A 21,140-nucleotide genomic window follows, 5' to 3' on the forward strand; every position below is an offset into this window, starting at 1 on the left:
GATAAGCCCCGCAGCTCGTATGTGTATTGGCTCATGACGCCGGGGCGGGCTCGAATGCGCACGCAGGCCGCATGCGCGGCGATACAGTACGCGCCGGCAGGAAGCGTCCGTAGCACTGCGCCTTGCCCAAGTCATCCGAGTATTCCAGGCCGCGTCGATAGGCGATGCGACCGTTGATCATCGTCAGCGCAACCGCTGCATCGTTGCGTTTGACCACCCGCACCAGGCCCAGCACCTCCATCGGCGCTTCGTGCAGTTCGTCCAGGGTGTCATCGAGGCCGGCGGGGTCGATCAGCACCAGGTCGGCACGATCACCGACGCGCAAATAGCCGGCGTCGACGCCGATGAAGTCGGCCAGCTCGCCACTGCAGCGGCGCACCGCCTTGCCCAGCTCCATGAAGGGTTCGCCGGCCAATTCGGCGTCCCGCACGTATTTGAGAAAACGCAGCGGGAAGTTGTACTGGGCGATGGAGCGCAGGTGCGCGCCGGAGTCGGCGAAGCCGGGGTGCGTCCAGGGGCTGGCCAGCAACTTGCGCATGATCGTCTCGCGCTGGTTGCCGTAGCAGGTCGTCCACTTCAGCTCATCGCGGTACTGGCAGGCCAGTTCGAAGTAAGCGTCTACCGCATCCAGGCCGCGCGCCAGGCCCAGTTGCTTGAAGTTCTTGCCGACCAGGCTGGCGTCCGGGCATTCGGTCACCCAGCAGTCGGAGAAGTCGCGGTGCCACAGGCCCTTGGTCAGTACGGCCTTGACTTGCTTCTTGAACAGGGCGCGGAACGCAGGCTCTCTGACCTTGGCGTAGAGCTCATCCGGGTCCTTGATGTTGCGCAGGATCTCGCCGGCACCGAATTCCTCGAAGGCATTCACGTTGAGTCCTTCCAGGCGCAGGGTGAAGGGCGCCGGCAGGGTCTGCCAGCGGAAGTGGCCGCGCAGCACCCGGTTCGCCAGCCAGCCGGAAAGGCGGGTGAAACGGTGCAGCAGCGGCTGCGACTTGAGATCCAGCGCCGTCAGCATGGTGCATTTCAGCGGTTTCCTGAACCAGCCGTGGGCCTGCCAGAGGAAGGCGAACACGTTGACCTTGGTCACCGCGTTCGGCGCGCCCTGCAGCACGGCGCCGCGCCGCCGCAGTACGGCGAACAGCCGGGAGAACTCCTTCCAACTGGCGAAGGTCGACGGCAATGGGCTGGACCAGGCGCGGTCGCCGTCCATCTTGTCCAGCCGAGTGGTCATCACCGACAAGCCGATACAGCCAGCGTCCAGCGCCTCTTCGAGCAATTGCTCCATGCGCGCCAGTTCGGCTTCGCTCGGCGTCACCCGGCTGGTGGCGCGTTCCAGGCCCATCACCGCCACGCGCAGCTCCGAATGGCCGAGGAAGGAATTGACGTTCGGGCCCAGTGGCAACTGATCGTAGAAGGCCCGATAGCCGGCGGCGTCGCGCCAGGTTTTCTTTTCCTTGAGAATCGGCAGCACGTATTCGCGCGGCACCGCTTCGACGCGGGTGAACAGGTCGGAGCAGTCTTCGGCATCAGCCAGCACCATGCTGATGGAGCAGGAACCGATGGTTACGCTGGTGACGCCATGGCGTACCGATTCCTTCAGCGCGGGTGCGGCGATCACCTCGGCATCGTAGTGCGAGTGGATCTCCAGGAAGCCGGGGGTGAGCCACTGGCCTTTGGCGTCGATCACTTCGGGGCAACCGGCCTCGTCCAGCGGGCTGAGGCTGAGCACCTCGACCCTGCCGTCACGGATACCGATATGACGGATTGCCCCCGGCGCGCCGGTACCGTCGAAGTACAGGCCGTTGTTGATGATGATGTCGTAGCTCATGGCAGTCTCCAGGGCGCCAGCAGCAGGATGCCGGTGACCAACAGCAGGATGTAGATGGCGAGGCGGAAATGACGCTCGTCGAAGCGCCGGTGCAGGCGTTCGCCCAGCCACACACCGAGCAGCAGGAGCGGGGCGTAGGTGAGCACCTGAGGCAGCGCTGGCAGCAGGCGGCCGTCGAGCAGAAAGGCAAGGGTGAGCAGGCTGTTGAGGGTGAACCAGACGGTAACCAGGGTGGCGCGCAGTCGCGCCTTGTCCAGCTGGGTGCCGGCCAGGCCGTAGACCAGCAGCGGACCGCCCGAGGCGAACAGGCCGTGGCTGAGGCCGGCGGCCAGGGTAATGGCGCGAGTCAGCCAGGCCGGGCGTTGCGGCAGTGCGCTCGCCCGGCGCATGCGCCACAGTTCGCGGCCGGCGAACCAGACGATCAGCGCACCGAAGCCGAGCTTCAGCGCCTGGGTGTCCAGATAAGGCAGCAGCCAATAGCCGAGCAACGTGCCGATAAGCATGCCGGGCAGCAGGGTGCCAAGCAGCAGGCGGCGGTCGATCTGCTGCCAGTGGCGATGCACCAGATAGCCGGTCATGCAGATGTTCAGCGGCACCAGGATCGGCAACAGCTGATCGATGGGCAGCAACAATGCGCCGAGCGACAGCGCGATGACCACGCTGCCAAAACCAGTAACGGCTTCCAGGGTGTAGGCCAGCAGAATGAAGCCGCCGAGGGCGTAGGACGTCAGGCCCATCAGCTGATCTCCCCGGCGAAACGCTGGCTCATCTTGCGGTGATACAGCGCCGGCGCCAGGCGCCAGAGCAGGCTCGCCAGCCAGCTGCCACGATCAGGGAACAGGCGTTCGCGGCGCTGCTGCAGTGCATCGAGAATCAGGCTCGCCATCCAGTCGGCGCTGCGAATCCTGCCGATGGTCGAGCGGGCATGGCCGGCCGGTTTGCCGTCGCCGCCCAGGGCATTGCGGTCGATGGGCGTATCGAGAAAGCTCGGATAGACCATTAGCAGGCCGATGTCGTCACGGGCGATCTCGGCACGCAGCACCTCGAAGGCCTGGCTCAGGGCGCTTTTCGCGGCGCAGTAACCGGCGCGGCCGAGCACCGGCATCCAGCCGGCCATGGAGCCGATGGCGACCACCTGGCCGCGGCTTTCACGCAGCAGCGGCAGGGTGGCCAGGGTCAGTTCCAGCGGCGCGTGATAGTCCACCGCCATGACCTTGCGAAACACCGCTGGATCGGTGCGCAGCGTAGGCGAGCGATGGGTGATGCCAGCGTTGTTGATCAGCACGTCCAACCGGCCGAAGCGCTGTCGGCAGCTATCGAGCAGACGTGCATGCAGCTCGGGTTCGGCGATGTCGCCGGCAAGGGCCATTACGCGCTCGCTGCCCAGTTCATTGGCGCGAGCAGCGAGACCGCTGGCGTCGATATCGGTGAGCAGCAGGGCATCGCCACGGGAGTGACAGGCGCGCGCCAGTTGCCAACCGAGGCCGCTGGCGGCGCCGGTGATCAGTACGACACGCATCACTGCTCTCCTGCGCTGGGCAAGGGCGACAACAATGCGTCGGCCGCAGGCGGCCTGCGTGACCACAGCCAGGCCAGGCTGAGGCCGGATATCAGGTGCCAGCAACCCCAGAACGCAGCGATCAGCAACATGCCGCTGGCCTGTGGGAAGAAGGTGAAGATGATCACCAGGCCCAGCGCCGAATTCTGGATGCCCACCTCCAGCGTCAGGGCGCGGCGGTCGGCTACCGGCAGCCCGCTCAGGCGTGCACTGAGATAACCAATGCTCAGTGCCAGGGCGTTGTGCGCCACCACCAGCCAGAAGAACAGATGGAAATGCCGAGTGAACTGCTCGAGGTTGCGGCTGAACGCCAGCGCGACGAAACCGAGCATTACCAGCAAGGCGAACAGACGCAGGGGCTTTTCCACTTTCAGCGTCAGTTGCGGGAAACGCCGGCCGATCCACATGCCAGCCAGCAGAGGCAGCCCGAGTACCAGCAGCACGAGCAGCAGCAAACCCAGCGGGTCCAGTTCGATTTGCGTCAGCAAGGGCCGCGTATGTGGATTGAGCCAGGCGTACAGGGCGAAGTTGAGCGGTGTCAGCACGCTGGCGACGACGCTGGAAACGGCGGTCATGCTAACCGACAACGCGACGTTGCCGCGCGCCATCCAGGTCATGATGTTGGAGAAACTGCCGCCTGGGCAGGCAGCGATCAGGGTCATGCCCAGCGCCAGTTGCGGCTCGATGGCCAGGGCCCAGCAAGCCAGGCAGGTCAACGCCGGCAGCAACACGAATTGCGCCAGCATGCCAATCACCGGGGCCTTTGGCGCGCGGGCGATGCGGCGGAAGTCTTCGGCGCGCAGGTCCAGGGAGACACCGAACATCATCAACGCGACGATCAGGTTGATCAGCACCAGGCTGCTGGGGTCGAAGGCGATATTCACCTGTTCCATGCTCATGCCCCCTGCGCAGCGAGTGCGCCATCGTTGGCCAGCTCACGGCGCAGGGCGGCGCTGTGTTCGGCTATGCGTCTACGATAGCTGTCCTTGTGCACGTAATAGGCCATGCGCTCCAGTGGCAGGTAGCGATAGCCGCCATCCAGGCGTTGGCTGGCTTGAGCGCGAATGGTATGGCGCAGGGCCTGAGCAGCGGGGCTGCCAGCCCGCGACTGGCGGATATACAGCGCGACCAGCTCCGCCTGCTCGTCACGACCCTGCCAGCCGAGGCCGGAAGCCTCGACCATGCCGAGCATGAACAGGTCGTCGTGCTCGGGGTGGAATACGTTGAGATACAGCTGTGGTGCACCGGCATCTTGCGGCCAGTTCAACTCGTCGCGGGCAATGAAGGGGTAGTCGAGCTTGTAGCCCGTGGCCATGAGGATCAGGTCGTACTCGGCCTGTTCGTCATTGGCAAAGGTCACGCTTTGACCACTCACTGCTGTGATATCGCCGCGAGGGCGGATGTCGCCGTGGCCGATATGGTGCAGCACCAGCGAGTTCATCACCGGATGCGACTCGTACAGGCGGTAGTCCGGGTCGGGCAGACCGTACTGCGAGGGTTTGCCGACCAGGGCGCGCACCAGCAGACCGTCGACCAGCTGTTTGAGACGGCGCGGTAGCTTGATCGCACCGCCGAAGGTATCGGTGGGTTTGCCGAGGATGAACTTGGGCAGGAAGTAATAGCCACGGCGTACCGAGAGGTCGACCGAGGCGGCGCGATGCACGGCATCGACGGCGATATCGCAGGCCGAGTTGCCGCAACCGACTACCAGCACCCGTTTACCGGCAAAGATATCGGCGCTCTTGTAAGCATTGGCGTGCAGCAGCTCGCCGCTGAAGTCGCCAGGCAGGCGCGGCAGGTTGGGTGTATGCAGGGTGCCGTTGGCGATCAGTACACCGTCGAAACGCCATTCGCGTTGCTCGCCGTTGCGCTCGCTGATCAGCTTCCAGCCATCTTGCTCGCGTTGCACCTGCAGCACGCGGGAGTCGAACTGATAATGCTCGTAGAGACGAAACTGCCTGGCGTAGTCGCGAAAGTAGCGGCGCATCTCGCTGTGATGCGGGTAGGGCGCCACCTCGGCGCGCATGGGGAACTCGCGGAACTCGGTGGTGCCCTTGGAGGAAATCAGATGTGCCGATTGGTACATGCTGCTGTGCGGGTTATCGATATCCCACAGGCCGCCAACGTCACTGTGCAGCTCGAAACCGACGAAATCGATACCGTGCTTCTTCAATTGCCGAGCCGTGCACAGGCCCATGGGGCCGGCACCTATGATGGCGTACATGGCGAACCTCGTTATTGTTATGAGTAGCAGCGCAAGTGTTGGAATTATTGCGTGACCGGGGGCGGCTGCTTCAATGACAATCGGCGCCTTTAGCCCGGTTGTTGTGGTACGGGATGTCACTGTGGGAGAGGTATCGATGCCAGGGTTGCCGCCAGACGACGAGTTGCAGCAGCAGGACGAGGTTCTGCTGGCCGAGGTGCGCGACGCCTTCGGGGTGATCCGTGTGGTGCAGATCGGCGCCTACCGCTTTCTCGAGTTTGGTGATGCCATCGAACAGAGTTGCGTGTTCCAGGGCGATCCCAGTTGGCTGGAATACGACTACACCCGCGCCATGTTGCTGGGCGCGCTGTGTCACGATGCACCGGAAACCGCACTGTTCCTTGGTCTGGGCGCCGGCAACCTGACCCAGGCCTGCCTGAAGTTCCTGCCGTTGGAGGACGTCGAGGCCATCGAGCTGCGCCCGGACGTACCGCGCCTGGCCATGGAGTTTCTCGGCCTGGACGATGACCCACGGCTGACCATTCGTATCGGCGACGCCACCGAACTGCTCGACAGCGCGGAAACCGCCGACCTGATCTTTCTCGATCTGTACACCGACCAGGGGCCTGGTGTCGGGCATCTGGCCTGGCGCTTTCTCGAGCGCTGCCGCGAAAAACTCAACCCGGGCGGCTGGCTGATCATCAACCAATGGGCAGGCAACGACGGCAAGCCGCTTGGCGCGGCACTGCTGCGTGGCCTCTATCACCGGCACTATTGGGAGTGCCCGGTGAAGGAGGGCAATGTGGTACTGCTGATCCCGGCCGACCTCGAGCAGCGCTTGAACATGGGACGCCTGCAGATGCGTGCAGGCGAGCTGGCGCCGCGCCTGGGTTATTCACTACAGCCGCTGATCGAAGCGCTGCGTCCGGCCACTTGATGCGCCGTTGAGCGGTTGGATGCATGCCAATCGATAAAAACCAGCACCCGAGTCAGGATTTTCCGGTATAGTGCGCGCCGGCCAATTTTCTGGCCACGTTCAGGTAGCGCAACTCGCCCGGGAAATTAACACCCGGCAGCCAGTCCCCAGCGGACTATCCTTGACGATTCACTTTCATCACGTTTTCGCAAATCCCCGCCGACCAGGCTGCCAGGGTGACCCAAAAGGTCTTACACGGCATGTGCAGCTTTGGAACATGGGTCTTTGCGGATGCACTTGAGGCAGACCCATGACCCAGGAAATCGGCGGCTTCGCCGCGCTCGGACTTCACCCCAATATTCTCGCCGCTCTGACCGCTGTCGGTTACGAAGAGCCGTCTCCGATCCAGTCGCAGGCCATTCCGGTGATTCTCGCCGGCCACGACATGATCGGCCAGGCGCAGACCGGTACCGGTAAGACCGCAGCCTTCGCGCTGCCGCTGCTGTCGAAAATCGACACGGCCAAGCGCGAGCCGCAGGTGCTGATCCTGGCGCCGACCCGCGAGCTGGCCCTGCAGGTTGCCACCGCCTTCGAAACCTACTCCAAGCAGATGCCTGGCCTGAATGTCGTTGCCGTATACGGCGGCGCGCCCATGGGCCCGCAGCTCAAGGCCATTCGCCAGGGCGCTCAGGTCATCGTCGCTACCCCTGGTCGCCTGGTCGACCACCTGCGTCGTGACGAGAAAGTGCTGTCCACCATTCAGCACCTGGTGCTCGACGAAGCCGACGAAATGCTCAAGCTGGGCTTCATGGATGACCTCGAAGTGATCTTCGAAGCCATGCCGGAAAGCCGCCAGAGCGTGCTGTTCTCCGCCACGTTGCCGCACTCGATTCGTGCCATTGCCGAAAAGCACCTGCGTGAGCCGCAACACATCAAGATCGCTGCCAAGACCCAGACCGTCTCGCGCATCGAGCAGGCGCATCTGATGATCCACGCCGACCAGAAGACCAACGCCGTGCTGCGTCTGCTGGAAGTCGAGGATTTCGACGCGCTGATCGCCTTCGTGCGTACCAAACAAGCCACCCTGGATCTGGCCAGCGCCCTGGAAGCCAAAGGCTACAAGGCGGCTGCGCTGAACGGTGATATTGCCCAGAACCAACGCGAGCGCGTCATCGAATCGCTCAAGGATGGCCGTCTGGACATCGTCGTGGCAACCGACGTGGCTGCTCGTGGTATCGACGTGCCGCGCATCACCCACGTATTCAACGTCGACATGCCGTACGACCCGGAGTCCTACGTGCACCGTATCGGTCGCACCGGCCGTGCCGGTCGTGATGGTCGTGCGCTGCTGCTGGTGACGCCACGTGAGCGTCGCATGCTGCAGGTGATCGAGCGTGTCACCGGGCAGAAGGTCGGTGAGGTCAAGCTGCCGAACGCCCAGCAGGTGCTCGATGCTCGCATCAAGAAACTGACCAACAGCCTGGCGCCGCTGGTGGCCGATGCCGAAGCCAGCCATGGCGATCTGCTCGACCGTCTGACCGCCGATATCGGCTGCAGCCCACGTGCTTTGGCCGCTGCGCTGCTGAAAAAGGCTACCAACGGTCAGGCTCTGGATCTGGCCACTGTCGAGCGCGAGCAGCCACTGGTGCCGGGCGCTGGCGGTGCTCCACGTGAGCGTCGTGAACGTGACGGCGAGCGTAGTGATCGTGGCGGTGAACGCGGCGAATTCCGCGAACGCCGCGCGCCAGTACCACTGACCGAAGGTCGCGTGCGTTGCCGCACTGCGCTGGGTACTCGTGACGGTATCGCCGCGAAGAATCTGCTCGGTGCCATCCTCAATGAGGGTGGCCTGGCTCGCGAAGCGATCGGTCGTATCCAGATCCGCGAAACCTTCAGCCTGGTCGAGCTGCCGGAAGACGGTCTGGACCGCCTGCTGGGCAAGCTGAAAGATACCCGCGTGGCCGGCAAGGCTCTGAAGCTGCGTCGTTACCGCGAGGATTGATCCCGCGGGCCTGATGGCTCATGGCAGGATCAACGAAACGCCGCAACCCTTACCGGGTTGCGGTGTTTTTGTTTGTGCGAGGGTTAATCAGCCGGTTTCGCTGAGGTTGGCCTTGGGTGCCAGGCGATCGAACACCTCCGGCGTCAACGCCGCTTCACCCGCTTCGTCGAGCACTTCGCGTGGTCGCTCACTGCCGGGGATGCTGCTGTCGAGCATGCTCAACAGCTGCGCGCCGCGCACGGTGAGAATGAAGTTTTCGCCGTTGCCCCCTTCGTCTTCCGGGCGTGGTTCGATAAAGCCGTTTTGCAGCAGGCGCGCTTCGTAGCGTGCAGCCTCGGCGCGCAGATGATCGAGATTGTCCACGGGGTCGCCGGCATTCTCATGCTCTTCGGCCAGGTCTTCGGCGTAGCGACGCGGGGCGAAGGGTTTGCCAGCGGAGTTCTGTGCCTCGTGCAGCAGGCGTTCGATCAGATCCCAGTCGTGCTTCATGGCGGTCTCTCCCTATGCGATAGGCTTATAGAGTCCGACTTCAGCAACGCACTAGGGTTCGACCTGAATTCTGTGAGCCGGAGTACACAAAGCAAAACGCCCCGAAGCAGTCGGGGCGTTCTGGGCGTTTCAGTTACCGTGATCAGGCGCGACGACGGAACAGCGGTTGCGGCTGATCGGCCGAGGCCTGGTAGACCTCGCTGTAGTCCTCGAAGGCTTTCAGCGCATCGTACGGATCCTTGTCCGCGCGTACGGCGAAGGCATCGAAACCGACACGCTTGAGGGCGAACAGCTGGTCGCGCAGCACGTCGCCGATGGCGCGTACTTCGCCCTTGTAGCCGTAGCGGGTGCGCAGCAGGTAGGCGGTGGAGGAGTGACGGCCGTCGGTGAAGGCCGGGAACTCCAGGGCGATGACCTGAAAATGCGCCAGGTCATCGGCGATTTCCTCAATCTCGTCGCCGGCTTCCAGCCATACGCCAAGACCGCCGTCGCGGGCCTTGAGGGCATGCGCATGCTCGCGCCACAGGGCCAGCGGGACGATGATGTCGTCGCAGTTGGGGATGACGTCCAGGGTCACGTCCTTGGCCAGCAGGTGCCAGGTCTCGTCGACCACCTGACCGTTCTTAATGATTCGCTGCATAGACGCGCTCCTTGAACGGGTCGATACCGACGCGGCGGTAGGTATCGAGGAAGCTTTCTTCTTCGCTGCGTTGTTCGACGTAGACCTTGATGATCTTGTCGATCACATCGGCCATGTCCGCTTCGGCGAAGGAGGGGCCGAGGATCTGCGCCAGGCTGGCGTCACGACCGGAGCTGCCGCCGAGCGATACCTGATAGAACTCCTGGCCTTTCTTGTCGACGCCCAGGATGCCGATATGGCCGACGTGGTGGTGACCGCAGGCGTTCATGCAGCCGGAGATGTTCAGGTCGATATTGCCGATGTCGAACAGGTAGTCGAGATCGTCGAAACGACGCTGAATGGCTTCGGCGATCGGGATCGACTTGGCGTTGGCCAGCGAGCAGAAGTCGCCGCCCGGGCAGCAGATGATGTCGGTCAGCAGGCCCACGTTCGGCGTGGCGAAGCCTTGCTCACGCAGCTCGCCCCACAGGGCCAGCAGCTGACGCTGCTCGACGTCGGCGAGGATGATGTTCTGGTTGTGACTGTTGCGCACTTCGCCGAAGCTGTAGCGATCGGCCAGGTCGGCGATGGCGTCCAGCTGCTTGTCGGTAACGTCGCCCGGCGCCACGCCGGTGGGCTTGAGCGACAGGGTCACGGCAACGTAGCCAGGCTTCTTGTGGGCGAAGGTGTTGCGCTCGCGCCAACGGGCGAAGCCCGGGTGTTCGGCGTTCTGCTGGGCGAGAAGGGCGTCTTCGTCCTGCAGGGTCAGATAGGCCGGATCAACGAAGTGTGCGGCAACGCGGGCGACTTCGGCTTCGGTCAGGGTGGTCGGACCATCCTTGAGGTGGGCCCATTCGGCGTTCACGCGCTCTGCGAACACCTCGGGGGTCAGCGCCTTGACCAGAATCTTGATGCGCGCCTTGTACTTGTTATCGCGACGGCCATAGCGGTTATACACGCGCAGGATGGCGTCGAGATAACTGATCAGGTGCTGCCAGGGCAGGAATTCGTTGATGAAGCTGCCGACGATCGGGGTACGACCCAGGCCGCCGCCGACGGAAACGCGGAAGCCCAGCTCGCCGGCCTCGTTCTTCACTGCTTCCAGGCCGATGTCATGCACTTCGATGGCAGCGCGGTCGCTCACGGCGCCGTTGACGGCGATCTTGAACTTGCGCGGCAAGTGGCTGAATTCGGGATGGAAGGTCGACCACTGACGGATGATTTCGCACCAGGGGCGCGGATCGACGATCTCGTCCTTGGCCACACCAGCGAACTGGTCGGTGGTGGTGTTGCGGATGCAGTTGCCGCTGGTCTGGATGGCGTGCATCTGCACAGTGGCCAGCTCGGCGAGAATCTCCGGCACATCTTCCAGTTCCGGCCAGTTGAACTGCACGTTCTGCCGGGTGCTGATGTGCGCGTAACCCTTGTCGTAGTCGCGGGCGATCTTGGCCATCATGCGCACCTGCGCCGAGGACATCAGGCCGTAGGGCACGGCGATGCGCAGCATGGGCGCGAAACGCTGGATATACAGACCGTTCTGCAGGCGCAGCGGACGGAATTCCTCGCCGCTCAGCTCTCCGGCGAGGTAGCGGCGGGTTTGATCGCGGAACTGCTTGACGCGATCCTCGACGATCTGTTGATCGTACTGGTCATAAACGTACATGAAGGGTCCTGTTTTCAGGCTACTTACTGCCAATCAGCGCGCACGGCCGCGCACTCCCGAGGAGCCGGGGCACGATACCAGCTCAGGTTTATGCGTAAAAGTGATGTTTGAATATATAAACATAGCTTAAAAGAATAAGAAGACTTTAGAGCATAACCATATGGTTTGAGCGATGGCCGAGGCTGGTCTTAAATACAACGTGCGTTACCCATAAACACAAGAACAGGGGGAGTCATGAGCGAACACACCGACGTGGAAAATTCCGACAGCGTTATCGATGCTTGGGCGATCTTCTGCCTGATCCTTATTGCCGTGGGTACGGCGGTCTTCTGGGTCAGCGGACAGTGAGGGCGAAGGCCGGCGCGTATTAGCGGTCGGCCTTTTGCTATTTGCGCCCTATACTGCGCCCCGTTAATTGGGGAGGGGTGCCGTGATCCGGTGGGTGTTGGGCCTGTGGCTATTACTATGCTGCGCATTGGTGTCTGCGCAACCCCGTGCGCCGTCTGTGATCTTTCTCAATCCCGGCTATTCCGACGAGCCGTTCTGGACCGATTACACCCGCTATATGCAGGACGCCGCAGGCGACCTCGGCATCGACCTGAGAGTGCTTTACGGCGAGCGTGATCCAGCGCGCATGCTGAGCAATGCCCGCCAGGTTTTCGACGGTGAGCACCCTGATTATCTGATTTTCACCAACGAGCAGTTCCAGGGGCCTGTGCTTCTGCGCCTGTTCGAGGCCAGCCAGGTTCGCCTTTTCGCCTTGCACAGCACGCTCACCGACGAGCAGCAGGCGCTGATCGGTGGCAGCCGCGAGCGTCACCGCAACTGGCTGGGTAGCCTGGTGCCCAATGATGAAGAGGCGGGTTACCTGATGGGGCGCGAACTGATCGCGCTGGCCAAGGGGCAACCGGCCGAGCTGCTGGCATTTTCCGGCGTCAAACAAACACCATCATCGATCTTGCGTCTGGCCGGTTTGCAACGTGCGCTGAACGAGGCGCCGCATGTGCGTCTGGTGCAGGCGGTGCATGGCGAGTGGCAGGAGCAGCGCGCCTATGAGCAGGCGATGAGCCTGCTGCCGCGCTATCCGGGGGTGAGCCTGGTGTGGTCCGCGAACGATGCAATGGCATTCGGCGTGATGCGTGCGGCTGATGAACAGGGCAGGGACCTGCGCTATGCAGCCCTGAACAACTCGGCTCGGGTGCTGCAGGCGCATATCGATGGACGAATCGATGTTCTGGCGAGCGGCCACTTCATTCTGGGGGCTTGTGCCCTGGTGATGCTCAGTGACCATGCCCGTGATCTGGATTTCATCGAGCGCGGCGGCCAGGACCAGGTGGCATCCCTGCTGCGCCTGCTCGACAGGGCGCAATCGCAGAAACTGCTGGCACGTCTTGGCCAGGCAGACATCGACATGGACTTTCGCCAGTTCAGCGCGCTGACGCGTCCCCAACAGCAGCGCTACGACTGCTCGATAGCATCCCTGCTGGACTGATCAACCAGTCGCCAGGTGCAGGATCAGCTTCACCGTCACCAGCAATACGATCACGAACAGTGTGGTGAACAGCACGCCGAGCAGAATGAAATGGCTGGGCTTGCCGCGACTGAAGTCGCGGCTGCGATTCTTCCCGCTCTGCACACCAAGGGCGGCGGCCAGCACGCTCTGCAGCATTTCGCGCAGGGTCAGCGGGGCCTGCTGGGGGTCTTTGTCCTGATCGCTCATGGTCAACCTCTCCGTCGATCCTGCAAGCATAGTCCGCAACCGACGCGTCGGCACGAGAGGCTAGGCTGGCCGCGGCGAATCAGGCAATCTGCCCGAGCGCTGACCACCGACCTAGACCATGCCTGACAATCTTTTCCCCGACGACGCCGCACAGACCGAGCGCACCCGCGAGATCATCCTGCGCTACCACCTGAGTTGGAAGCACCGCGACCTCGATGCGGTAATGGCGCTGTATCACCCGGAGATCGAGTACAACGACTTCTACCAGCAGCGCTGCATGCGCCTGGGTGAGCTGCGTGAGTACGTCGAGAACAACCTGCCACGCCGCCCGGGCGAGCTGCTGGAGCACGTCGACCGCATCCGTATCGACGGGCATACCGCCTTCATCCAGTACTGCACCAGCTTGCAAGGCGGGGAAGGGCTGGTGTCGTTCCGCACCGGTGAAGCCATCACCGTGCGCGACGGGCTGATCTGGCGGATCAACGAATACGCCACCCTGGTGCATGAGGCGCGTGGCACTGGTGAAGCGGCCAGTTCGCGCCCGGCCATCAGCCGCCTGGGGCTGTCGACCCGCCAGCTCGGTCAGCTGGCGCAGGACCTGCAGGACTACTTTCAGCGCAGCCAGCCCTTTCTCGACCCCGAGCTGGATCTGCAGCAGGTGGCGGCAGCGACGGGTTACAGCCGCAACCAGATATCCCATCTGCTCAATCAGGTTCTGGGCGAGAGCTTCTACCGCTACGTCAACCGCGCCCGCCTGCAGTACCTGCTCGATGGTTTGCAGGCAGGAAGCGACCTCAAGCGTATCGACGAGCTGGCCTTTGCCGCCGGTTTCAACTCGTTGTCGGCCTTCTACAGCTGCTTCAAGCGCCACACCGGGCTGTCGCCCAAGGCCTACCTCAAGCAGATTTCCTCGCGGGCACGCACGCAAGACAGCGACTGATCGCCCCAACTAGCCTTGCGTCATCGATTGATGACGGAGGCGTGGATGAATCCCTGGCGCAACATCAGTCTGTGGATGGATCAGCTCGATGATCCTCTGCAGGCGCGGCCGAGCCTGCAGGCCCATCTGTACGCCGACGTGGCGATCATCGGCGCGGGTTACACCGGCCTGTGGACGGCCTATTACCTCAAGCGCCAGGCGCCGCAGCTGCGTGTGGTGATGGTCGAGGCCGAGACAGCCGGCTTTGGTGCCTCCGGACGCAATGGCGGCTGGTTGATGGGCAACCTGCTCGGCGAGGATCGTCTGTTGACCGGTGTGCCCGCGTTGGAGCGCAAGGCGGGCTTCGACCTGCTGCACGGCATTCCCGATGAAGTGGCCTCGGTGGTCGCCCGTGAAAGCATCGACTGCGATCTGCGCAAGGGCGGCGTGCTGTATTGCGCGGCGCGCTACCCGGAGCAGGAGGTGCGCCTGCGTGAGTACCTCAAGGAACTGCGTGCGCTGGGCCTGAGTGAAGACGATTACCGCTGGTTGGCGCCAGGCGAACTGGCTGCACAGTTGCGCCTGGCCAATGCCTACGGTGCGCTGTACAGCCCGCATTGCGCGACGATCCAGCCAGCCAAGCTGGTGCGGGGCCTGGCGCACTGCGTCGAGGGCCTGGGCGTCGAGCTCTATGAGCGCAGCCCGGTGATCGACTGGCAGCCAGGCCTTGTGCGCACCGCTCACGGCCTTGTCACGGCAGATTGGGTGGTGCCGGCCATCGAGGGGTACGCCGCCACCTTGCCGCCGCTGGGCAATCACCAGTTGCCGGTGCAGAGCCTGATCGTTGCCACCGAGCCGCTGCCGGCCGATGTCTGGGCCGGTATCGGCCTGGAGCGCGGGCAGGCGTTCAGCGAATTCAGCAGGCAGGTCACCTACGGGCAACGCAGCCTGGATGATCGCCTCATCTTCGGTGCGCGTGGTGGCTACCGCTTTGGCGGACGCCTGCGCAGCGATTTCAACCTCACCGAAGACGAGTTGGGCCTGCGCCGCTACTTGATGGGAGAAATCTTCCCGCAGTTGCGCAACGTGCGGTTCACCCATTCCTGGGGCGGCAACCTGGGTATGGCGCGGCGCTTCCAGCCGCACATGCTGCGCGACACCCGTAACCGCATCGCGCTGTCTGGCGGTTATGGCGGTGAGGGCGTCGGTGCCACCAACCTGGGCGGGCGTACTCTGGCCGACCTGATTCTTGGCCGCGATAGCGAGCTGCTGCGCCAGCCCTGGGTATTGAGCGACAGCCCGATTTCCGGCCTGAGGCGCTGGGAGCCCGAACCGTGCCGCTGGCTCGGTTACAACGCAATCATCCGCAGCTTCGTCCATGAGGACGAGGTGCTCGCCAACCCGCGCAGCCCAGCCTGGCGTCGCCGCCTGGCGCAAGCCGTGGCGGCGCGCATGGAAAGCCTGATGGGCTGAGCGAATGCCGCCGTCCTTTGATCTGGAGTACCAATGAATATCACCCATTTTCGTAACACACCCAGCGTCGGCCTGGACGAGTCCAATCCGGTTGCCGTGCCCCTGAGCGAGCCAGTGGCGGTTACTTCGACCACCAGCGTCGAGCGCAGTGACGGCGTCGAGACCGGCATCTGGGAGTGCACGCCCGGGCGCTGGCGCCGACAGATCGTGCAGCAGGAGTTCTGTCACTTCGTGGCTGGGCGCTGCACCTTTACCCCTGACGGCGGCGAGCCCATCGAGATTCGCGCCGGCGACGCCCTGATGATGCCGGCCAATACCCTTGGCATCTGGGACATACAAGAAACGGTGCGCAAGACCTACGTGCTGATCTTCTGAGTCAGCCGTTTTTCAGTACTGCCTAGAACAACAACTCATGAGGTATCCCATGCTGAAGAAACTCCTGCCGTGCCTGATCCTGGCCGGCACCGCTCATGCCGCTGATAGCGTGCGCATCTACAACTGGACCGATTACATCGCCCCGGACACCCTCAAGCAGTTCGAAAAGAGCAGCGGTCTGGGTACCCATTACGATGTTTACGACAGCAACGAGACGCTGGACGCCAAGCTGATGGCTGGGCGCTCAGGCTATGACGTGGTGTTTCCTTCCAACCACTTCATGGCCCGGCAGATTCAGGGCGGCGCGCTGAAGAAGCTCGACCGCGCCAAGCTGCCGAATTGGAACAATCTCAGCCCGGTACTGATGAAGACGCTGGAGGTGAACGACCCGGGCAACGAGCACGGCTTCCCTTATCTCTGGGGCAGCACCGGTATCGGCTACAACGTCGACAAGGTGCGCGCCGTGCTGGGCGATGAGGTGAAGATGGACAGCTGGGACGTGCTGTTCGACCCGGCCACGCTAGCCAAGCTCAACCAGTGCGGCGTGGCGATCCTCGACAACGGCCCGGAAATGCTGCCGATCGCCCTGCATCACCTGGGCCTGCCACACCACAGCAAGAACCCTGAGGACTACAAGCGCGCCGAAGCGTTATTGATGGAGATGCGCAAGAACGTGCGTTATTTCCACTCCTCCAAATACGTCGGCGATCTGGCCAATGGCGAGATCTGCATGGCGGTGGGCTTTTCCGGCGACATCATGCAGGCCGGTGCGCGCGCTGCGGAAGCAGGCAACGGGGTGAAGATCCAGTACGAGATTCCCAAGGAGGGCGCGCCGATCTGGTTCGACATGGTGGCCATGCCGGTCGATGCCGGCAACCAAGAGGGCGCTTACGCCTTCATGAACTACCTGCTGCAGCCCGAGGTAATGGCGGCCATCAGCAACCACGTGAAGTACGCCAATGGCAACACCAAGGCCGACGCGCTGGTCGACCCGGCGCTGAAGGCCGATCCGACCGTGTATCCGCCAGAGGCTGTGATGGACAAGCTGTACACCCTGGAGGCCATGCCACTGCAGATCGACCGGGTGCGCACGCGTATCTGGAGCAAGGTCAAGAGCGGCGTCTGATCCCCTGCTCGATGAAAAAAGCCCCGGCATGCCGGGGCTTTTCTTGTGCGTCATTCAATCGCTCATGGTTCAGACCTTGAAACGCCCCAGCAGGCGATCCTGCTGGCCAACCTGCTCCACCATCGAGCCGCACTGGCGCACCTGCTGTTCGGCGCCGCCAGCCAGTTCATGGCTGATGTCGCGAATGTTGGTGGTGTTGCGGTTGATCTCCTCGGTGGTGGCGCTTTGCTCCTCGGCCGCGGTGGCGATCTGCAGGTTCATGTCGTTGATGCGGGTGATCGCCTCGCGGATACGGCCGAGCATGTCGTTGGCCGCGCCAGCGTCTTCGGCGGTCTTGCTGGCCGTGTCGCGGCTCTGTTGCATGCGGCTTTCGGCCTGACGTACACCGCCTTGCAGCTGATCGATCATCTGGCGGATTTCCTGGGTGGCCTGCTGCGTGCGCGAGGCCAGCGAGCGCACCTCATCGGCGACCACGGCAAAGCCACGGCCGGATTCACCGGCGCGCGCGGCTTCGATGGCGGCGTTCAGTGCCAGCAGGTTGGTCTGCTCGGCGATGCTGGTGATCACCTGCAGAATCGACTCGATGTTGTGGCTGAGCTTGGCCAGCTCGTTGATCGCGTGGCTGGTGCCATCCATCTCGTCGGCCAGATGGCGGATCGCTGCGCTGGATTGCGACACCACGCGCACGCCGTTTTCGGTTTCTTCGTTGGCGGCGACGGCAGCCTGGGCAGCAGCCTGGGCGTTGCGCGCCACCTCCTCGGCGGTGGAGGCCATTTCCTGCATGGCGGTGGCGAGCTGATCCAGCTCCTGCAGCTGTTCCTGCAGGCGGCGCGCGGCTTGTTCCGACTCGTTGGAGGTCAGGGCCGTGCTTTCGCGGACCTGGCGCGAGCTGCCCATGACGTCGCCGATCAACGTCTGCAGGGTCTGCAGGAAGCGGTTGAATTCCTGCGACAGCTCGCCGATCTCGTCGTTGCTGGTGATCGCCAGGCGGCGCGTCAGGTCACCTTCGCCGCTGTTGATCTCACGCAACGAGGTGCTGAGCAGGCTCAGGGGTTTGAGCAGGCTGTTCATCAGCAGGCCCAGCACCACCAGGCTGATGGCCACGCCGACCACGGTGCCAACCACGGCCAGCCAGGTCAGGCGGTTGGCCTCGGCCATCACCACGCTCTCGTCCAGCACCACGCCGATGTACCAGTCCATGCCGCGCAGGTTGGGTAGCGGGGTGAAGGAGACCAGCAGGTTCTTGCCGCCGGCCTCGACTTCGCGCAGTTCCTTGCCCAGCGCCGGGCTCTGGCCGTCGAACAGTTCGCTGTAGGACTTGCCGTTGTACTCGGCATTGGGGTGGGAAATGATATTGCCCGAACGGCTGAGCAGGAAGGCATAGCCGGCGCCATTGAAATCCAGGGTGTTGACCGCATCGGCTACCGATTGCAGGCGGATATCGCCACCGAATACGCCAAGGAACTGGCCCGCGTCGCTGATCCGGGCCACGGCGGAAATGAGGATTTCATTGGTGGTGGAGTCGACGTAGGGTTCGGTCAGCACTGCCTGGTTGCCAGCCTTACCGGTCGCGTACCAGGGGCGTTTGCGCCCGTCCCAGTCGGCACTGGGCTTCCAGTCGTCGCTGTTCTTGATTGGCTTGCCGTCTGTTTCCAGCGCACCGAATACCAGGATGAATTCACTTTTGAGCAGCGGCGCATCGAATACGCGCTGGTTTTCCTCAGGGCTGTAGTTGCTGTCGATGGTTTGCGACATCAGGTCAATCAGACGCAGCTTGGCGTTGAGCCAGTTCTCGATCTGCCTGGCCAGGGCGTTACTCGATTCGGCAATGCTCGATTCGACCTGATTGCGCAGGGTGTCGCGAACCTGGCTGACCTGAGATAGCGACAGCAGGCTGGTGGTAAGGAACAGCACGGTAGCGGCCGCGATACCGACCTTGTGGGCGATTTTCATGAATGGGCTCCTGGGCACCAAGACGACGGGGCTGCATCCATGCAAGGCAGTTGTCTGCGAGGCAATACAGTGCTGGCTTTTCGCCGGCGGGACGTGTGGTCTCTCTGTACGCTCTTGTATCGGCTCTCAGGCGCCGTTCTTGAGCCTCAGCCGCGCTTTCTGTGCAAGCGACTGGTATTGACCACATCCACCGCGCGGGCGCGCAATTGACCGCAACCGCCGTCGACATCCTGGCCGGCAGAATTGCGCACCTTGGTCAGCACACCGCGGCTGTGCAGATAACGCACCATCTCGACGATGCGCTCGCCGTCGGGACGCTGGTAGTCGTCGGCTTCCAGGCTGTTGTAGGGGATCAGGTTGAGCACGGCGAACTTGCCCTTGAACAGGCGCAGGATGTTGTCCATCTCTTCCTGGCTGTCGTTGATGCCCTTGAGCAGCGTCCACTGGTACTGGATCGGGTAGTCGATGGTGCGCGCGTAGGCTTCGCCCAGTTCCACCAGCTCTTCGGGATCGATGCGCGGCGCCTTGGGCAGCAGGCGCTGGCGCAGTTCGGCGTCAGTGGTATGTAACGACAGCGCCAGGGCAGGGCGCACGCGTTGCTTGGGCAGGCGCTCGAACACCCGCGGGTCGCCAACGGTGGAGAACACCAGGTTGCGCTGTCCGATGCCGCCCTCGGTGCCAAGCAGATCGATGGCCTCAAGAACGTTGTCGAGGTTGTGCGCCGGCTCGCCCATGCCCATGAACACCACTTTCTTCACCGGTCGAAAGCGCCGCCCCAAGGCGACCTGGGCGACCATCTCGGCGCTGCTGAGCTGGCGCAGCAGGCCGCTCTTGCCGGTCATGCAGAACACGCAGGCTACGGCGCAGCCCACCTGGCTGGAGATGCACAGGCCATCGCGCGGCAGCAGTACGCTTTCCACCATCTGTTTGTCGGCCAGCTCCACCAGCAGGCGTGCCGAGCCATCTGCGCCAGGGTGTTCGGAGCGCAACCGGGCCAGTGCATCCAGCTCGCTGGCTATGGCCGGCAGTGCTTCACGTACCGTCAGGGGCAGGAAGTTCTCGGTTTTCTGATGCTTGGTGCCGGTGTCCAACGGATTGCCCTGCAGCCAGGCACGGGTAATGCGCCCGATATGCTGGGGTTTGGCGCCAAGGTCGGCGAGGCGTTGGTTGAGTTCGGTGAGCTGCATGGGGCGCGCATGCTATCACTTGGCCGTGGCAGCGACCACGTCGAAGCGCAGCACGCCGATCATCTGCCCGGCTTCGGTGACGACTCGCACTTGCCAGCGGCCTTCGGGGGAGGCCGGGAAGTTGAGTTTGTGCGTCCAGGCGCGATAGCCCTCCTTGCGCCCGCCGTTGATGTCCAGCGCAATGCGGTCGACTTCCCGGCCATTGTGCTGCCAGACGTGGTAGATGCGTTCGTTGAGGCCGCGTGGGGCGTTGATCGAGGTGTAGGCGTAGAGTCCATCGTCGCGCAGCTGTTCCGGGCTGATCTGTTGCAGGCTCTGGCCCGGCGTGCGCTGCTCGCCATCGAAGCGATCACTGATCGCCACCTCGGTCAGCCACAGCGTTGCCGGTGGCACCCAGGCCCGCGCCACCCAGCCGGCGCTGGCCATCGCCAGAGGCAGGGCGGCCAGCAGCACTATGCGTCGCCAGCCGGTGAAGCCGATCAGACCGGGCAGGCTCGGCAGCGCCAGCAGCGTGGCGATCAGCAGGGCAATGCGGTAGCTCTGCGGGGTACTGAGGTGAAAGATGATCGGCAGCGCGGTCAGCATCACCGCGAACAGCGCCAGGCTATGAAAGATCAACAGCAACCAGCGCCTGGGCGCCAGCCAACGGTAATAGATCGGGTCGGTGATCGAGGCCAGTGCGGCGATCGCCAGCAGGCCGCTGAACAGTAACTGGCCACTGTTCCAGGTGGTGGTGATGAAGAAGAACGGCAAGACGAAGAACAGACTTTCCTGGTGGATCATCTGTGTGCCGTAGCGCAGCAGCGGCAATGGCAATTCGAAGCCGAAGCGCCGGGCAATGCGTTCGCGCAGCAGGTTCTCCAGCATCAGCCAGACCCAGCTGACCAGCAATACCACGCCCAAGACCTTGGCCAGGTGCGCCTGACGGTCGACCAGGAGAAAACTGGCCACGCCCGAGCAGAAGCCGAACAGGGCAACCAGGCCTGGGTAACGGCGCAGCAGGGCGATCAGAGTGGGGATGCGATCGAGTACGACTTTCATGGCAGCGGCAAATGGCAGTGTTGGGCGCGCATCCTAGGTAGCGCGAGCCTTGGCTGCAAGCGAGTCGTCAG

The 21,140-nt window shown here is 63.3% G+C and carries 19 protein-coding genes; 7 read left to right on the plus strand and 12 right to left on the minus strand.

Annotated elements, in window-relative coordinates; all coding sequences use genetic code 11:
- Positions 1-31 precede the first annotated feature (31 nt).
- The 5 genes from JWV26_RS21875 to JWV26_RS21895 are packed head-to-tail and all read right to left on the minus strand — an operon-like array spanning position 32 to position 5,607.
- Complete coding sequence (locus JWV26_RS21875; protein ID WP_206417814.1) at positions 32-1,825, minus strand: N-acyl-D-amino-acid deacylase family protein; 1,794 nt, start codon at positions 1,823-1,825, stop codon at positions 32-34.
- Complete coding sequence (locus JWV26_RS21880) at positions 1,822-2,562, minus strand: sulfite exporter TauE/SafE family protein (RefSeq protein ID WP_206417815.1); 741 nt, start codon at positions 2,560-2,562, stop codon at positions 1,822-1,824. The genes JWV26_RS21875 and JWV26_RS21880 overlap by 4 nt, the downstream gene beginning before the upstream one ends.
- Positions 2,562-3,344, minus strand: coding sequence for an SDR family NAD(P)-dependent oxidoreductase (locus tag JWV26_RS21885; protein ID WP_206417816.1), 783 nt, complete (start codon positions 3,342-3,344; stop codon positions 2,562-2,564). The genes JWV26_RS21880 and JWV26_RS21885 overlap by 1 nt, the downstream gene beginning before the upstream one ends.
- Entirely contained in the window at positions 3,344-4,282 is a 939-nt protein-coding gene (locus tag JWV26_RS21890; RefSeq protein ID WP_206417817.1) for a bile acid:sodium symporter family protein, read from the minus strand. Before JWV26_RS21890 ends, JWV26_RS21885 begins: the two co-directional genes overlap by 1 nt.
- Positions 4,279-5,607 carry a flavin-containing monooxygenase gene (locus JWV26_RS21895; RefSeq protein ID WP_206417818.1) on the minus strand — a complete coding sequence of 443 codons (1,329 nt, stop codon included), beginning with the start codon at positions 5,605-5,607 and terminating at the stop codon, positions 4,279-4,281. Before JWV26_RS21895 ends, JWV26_RS21890 begins: the two co-directional genes overlap by 4 nt.
- Before the next feature lie 136 nt (positions 5,608-5,743).
- Here JWV26_RS21895 and JWV26_RS21900 point away from each other — a divergent pair, with 136 nt between their 5' ends.
- A complete protein-coding gene (locus JWV26_RS21900; RefSeq protein ID WP_072424047.1) occupies positions 5,744-6,523 on the plus strand; it encodes a spermidine synthase in 780 nt (259 codons plus the stop codon).
- Positions 6,524-6,812: 289 nt separating this feature from the next.
- Positions 6,813-8,504 carry a DEAD/DEAH box helicase gene (locus JWV26_RS21905; RefSeq protein ID WP_072424046.1) on the plus strand — a complete coding sequence of 564 codons (1,692 nt, stop codon included), beginning with the start codon at positions 6,813-6,815 and terminating at the stop codon, positions 8,502-8,504.
- An 87-nt stretch (positions 8,505-8,591) separates the two neighbouring features.
- On the opposite strand, the gene JWV26_RS21910 is transcribed toward JWV26_RS21905, so the two are convergent.
- The 3 genes from JWV26_RS21910 to JWV26_RS21920 all read right to left on the minus strand — a co-directional run bounded on the left by JWV26_RS21910 (position 8,592) and on the right by JWV26_RS21920 (position 11,275).
- On the minus strand, positions 8,592-8,993 hold the full coding sequence (locus JWV26_RS21910; protein WP_206417819.1) for a transcriptional regulator: 402 nt from the start codon (positions 8,991-8,993) through the stop codon (positions 8,592-8,594).
- 142 nt (positions 8,994-9,135) lie between these two features.
- Positions 9,136-9,633 (minus strand): DUF934 domain-containing protein, encoded by a 498-nt coding sequence (locus JWV26_RS21915; protein ID WP_064494784.1) that lies wholly within the window; start codon positions 9,631-9,633, stop codon positions 9,136-9,138.
- Positions 9,617-11,275, minus strand: coding sequence for a nitrite/sulfite reductase (locus JWV26_RS21920; protein ID WP_206417820.1), 1,659 nt, complete (start codon positions 11,273-11,275; stop codon positions 9,617-9,619). Before JWV26_RS21920 ends, JWV26_RS21915 begins: the two co-directional genes overlap by 17 nt.
- Positions 11,276-11,780: 505 nt before the next feature.
- Here JWV26_RS21920 and JWV26_RS21925 point away from each other — a divergent pair.
- Positions 11,781-12,767 (plus strand): ABC transporter substrate-binding protein, encoded by a 987-nt coding sequence (locus JWV26_RS21925; RefSeq protein ID WP_239690091.1) that lies wholly within the window; start codon positions 11,781-11,783, stop codon positions 12,765-12,767.
- On the opposite strand, the gene JWV26_RS21930 is transcribed toward JWV26_RS21925, so the two are convergent.
- On the minus strand, positions 12,768-12,995 hold the full coding sequence (locus JWV26_RS21930; protein WP_017676936.1) for a DUF2970 domain-containing protein: 228 nt from the start codon (positions 12,993-12,995) through the stop codon (positions 12,768-12,770).
- A gap of 118 nt (positions 12,996-13,113) precedes the next feature.
- Here JWV26_RS21930 and JWV26_RS21935 point away from each other — a divergent pair, with 118 nt between their 5' ends.
- From JWV26_RS21935 to JWV26_RS21950, 4 genes are read left to right on the plus strand one after another with little or no spacing between them, the layout of a single operon-like run.
- Positions 13,114-13,935 carry a helix-turn-helix domain-containing protein gene (locus tag JWV26_RS21935; RefSeq protein WP_072424043.1) on the plus strand — a complete coding sequence of 274 codons (822 nt, stop codon included), beginning with the start codon at positions 13,114-13,116 and terminating at the stop codon, positions 13,933-13,935.
- A gap of 45 nt (positions 13,936-13,980) precedes the next feature.
- Entirely contained in the window at positions 13,981-15,387 is a 1,407-nt protein-coding gene (locus JWV26_RS21940; protein WP_206417821.1) for an NAD(P)/FAD-dependent oxidoreductase, read from the plus strand.
- 33 nt (positions 15,388-15,420) lie between these two features.
- Positions 15,421-15,762 (plus strand): cupin domain-containing protein, encoded by a 342-nt coding sequence (locus JWV26_RS21945; RefSeq protein ID WP_064494789.1) that lies wholly within the window; start codon positions 15,421-15,423, stop codon positions 15,760-15,762.
- 49 nt (positions 15,763-15,811) lie between these two features.
- Positions 15,812-16,888, plus strand: coding sequence for a polyamine ABC transporter substrate-binding protein (locus tag JWV26_RS21950; RefSeq protein ID WP_206417822.1), 1,077 nt, complete (start codon positions 15,812-15,814; stop codon positions 16,886-16,888).
- Positions 16,889-16,957: 69 nt separating this feature from the next.
- On the opposite strand, the gene JWV26_RS21955 is transcribed toward JWV26_RS21950, so the two are convergent.
- From JWV26_RS21955 to JWV26_RS21965, 3 genes are all read right to left on the minus strand, one after another.
- On the minus strand, positions 16,958-18,841 hold the full coding sequence (locus JWV26_RS21955; protein WP_079783775.1) for a methyl-accepting chemotaxis protein: 1,884 nt from the start codon (positions 18,839-18,841) through the stop codon (positions 16,958-16,960).
- A 146-nt stretch (positions 18,842-18,987) separates the two neighbouring features.
- Entirely contained in the window at positions 18,988-20,028 is a 1,041-nt protein-coding gene (locus JWV26_RS21960; protein WP_206417823.1) for an RNA methyltransferase, read from the minus strand.
- A 15-nt stretch (positions 20,029-20,043) separates the two neighbouring features.
- A complete protein-coding gene (locus JWV26_RS21965; RefSeq protein WP_206417824.1) occupies positions 20,044-21,069 on the minus strand; it encodes a DUF5924 family protein in 1,026 nt (341 codons plus the stop codon).
- Positions 21,070-21,140: the final 71 nt, after the last annotated feature.

The organism is Ectopseudomonas toyotomiensis, assembly GCF_017167985.1.
Lineage (GTDB): Bacteria > Pseudomonadota > Gammaproteobacteria > Pseudomonadales > Pseudomonadaceae > Aquipseudomonas > Aquipseudomonas toyotomiensis.

Bases quoted from the DNA above. Each gene is read 5' to 3' on its own strand.
- JWV26_RS21950 (WP_206417822.1), top strand. From the start codon at position 15,812: ATGCTGAAGAAACTCCTGCCGTGCCTGATCCTGGCCGGCACCGCTCAT.
- JWV26_RS21930 (WP_017676936.1), bottom strand. From the start codon at position 12,995: ATGAGCGATCAGGACAAAGACCCCCAGCAGGCCCCGCTGACCCTGCGC.
- JWV26_RS21900 (WP_072424047.1), top strand. From the start codon at position 5,744: ATGCCAGGGTTGCCGCCAGACGACGAGTTGCAGCAGCAGGACGAGGTT.
- JWV26_RS21920 (WP_206417820.1), bottom strand. From the start codon at position 11,275: ATGTACGTTTATGACCAGTACGATCAACAGATCGTCGAGGATCGCGTC.
- JWV26_RS21875 (WP_206417814.1), bottom strand. From the start codon at position 1,825: ATGAGCTACGACATCATCATCAACAACGGCCTGTACTTCGACGGTACC.
- JWV26_RS21955 (WP_079783775.1), bottom strand. From the start codon at position 18,841: ATGAAAATCGCCCACAAGGTCGGTATCGCGGCCGCTACCGTGCTGTTC.
- JWV26_RS21885 (WP_206417816.1), bottom strand. From the start codon at position 3,344: ATGCGTGTCGTACTGATCACCGGCGCCGCCAGCGGCCTCGGTTGGCAA.
- JWV26_RS21915 (WP_064494784.1), bottom strand. From the start codon at position 9,633: ATGCAGCGAATCATTAAGAACGGTCAGGTGGTCGACGAGACCTGGCAC.
- JWV26_RS21895 (WP_206417818.1), bottom strand. From the start codon at position 5,607: ATGTACGCCATCATAGGTGCCGGCCCCATGGGCCTGTGCACGGCTCGG.
- JWV26_RS21935 (WP_072424043.1), top strand. From the start codon at position 13,114: ATGCCTGACAATCTTTTCCCCGACGACGCCGCACAGACCGAGCGCACC.
- JWV26_RS21910 (WP_206417819.1), bottom strand. From the start codon at position 8,993: ATGAAGCACGACTGGGATCTGATCGAACGCCTGCTGCACGAGGCACAG.
- JWV26_RS21880 (WP_206417815.1), bottom strand. From the start codon at position 2,562: ATGGGCCTGACGTCCTACGCCCTCGGCGGCTTCATTCTGCTGGCCTAC.
- JWV26_RS21960 (WP_206417823.1), bottom strand. From the start codon at position 20,028: ATGCAGCTCACCGAACTCAACCAACGCCTCGCCGACCTTGGCGCCAAA.
- JWV26_RS21945 (WP_064494789.1), top strand. From the start codon at position 15,421: ATGAATATCACCCATTTTCGTAACACACCCAGCGTCGGCCTGGACGAG.
- JWV26_RS21890 (WP_206417817.1), bottom strand. From the start codon at position 4,282: ATGAGCATGGAACAGGTGAATATCGCCTTCGACCCCAGCAGCCTGGTG.
- JWV26_RS21965 (WP_206417824.1), bottom strand. From the start codon at position 21,069: ATGAAAGTCGTACTCGATCGCATCCCCACTCTGATCGCCCTGCTGCGC.
- JWV26_RS21940 (WP_206417821.1), top strand. From the start codon at position 13,981: ATGAATCCCTGGCGCAACATCAGTCTGTGGATGGATCAGCTCGATGAT.
- JWV26_RS21905 (WP_072424046.1), top strand. From the start codon at position 6,813: ATGACCCAGGAAATCGGCGGCTTCGCCGCGCTCGGACTTCACCCCAAT.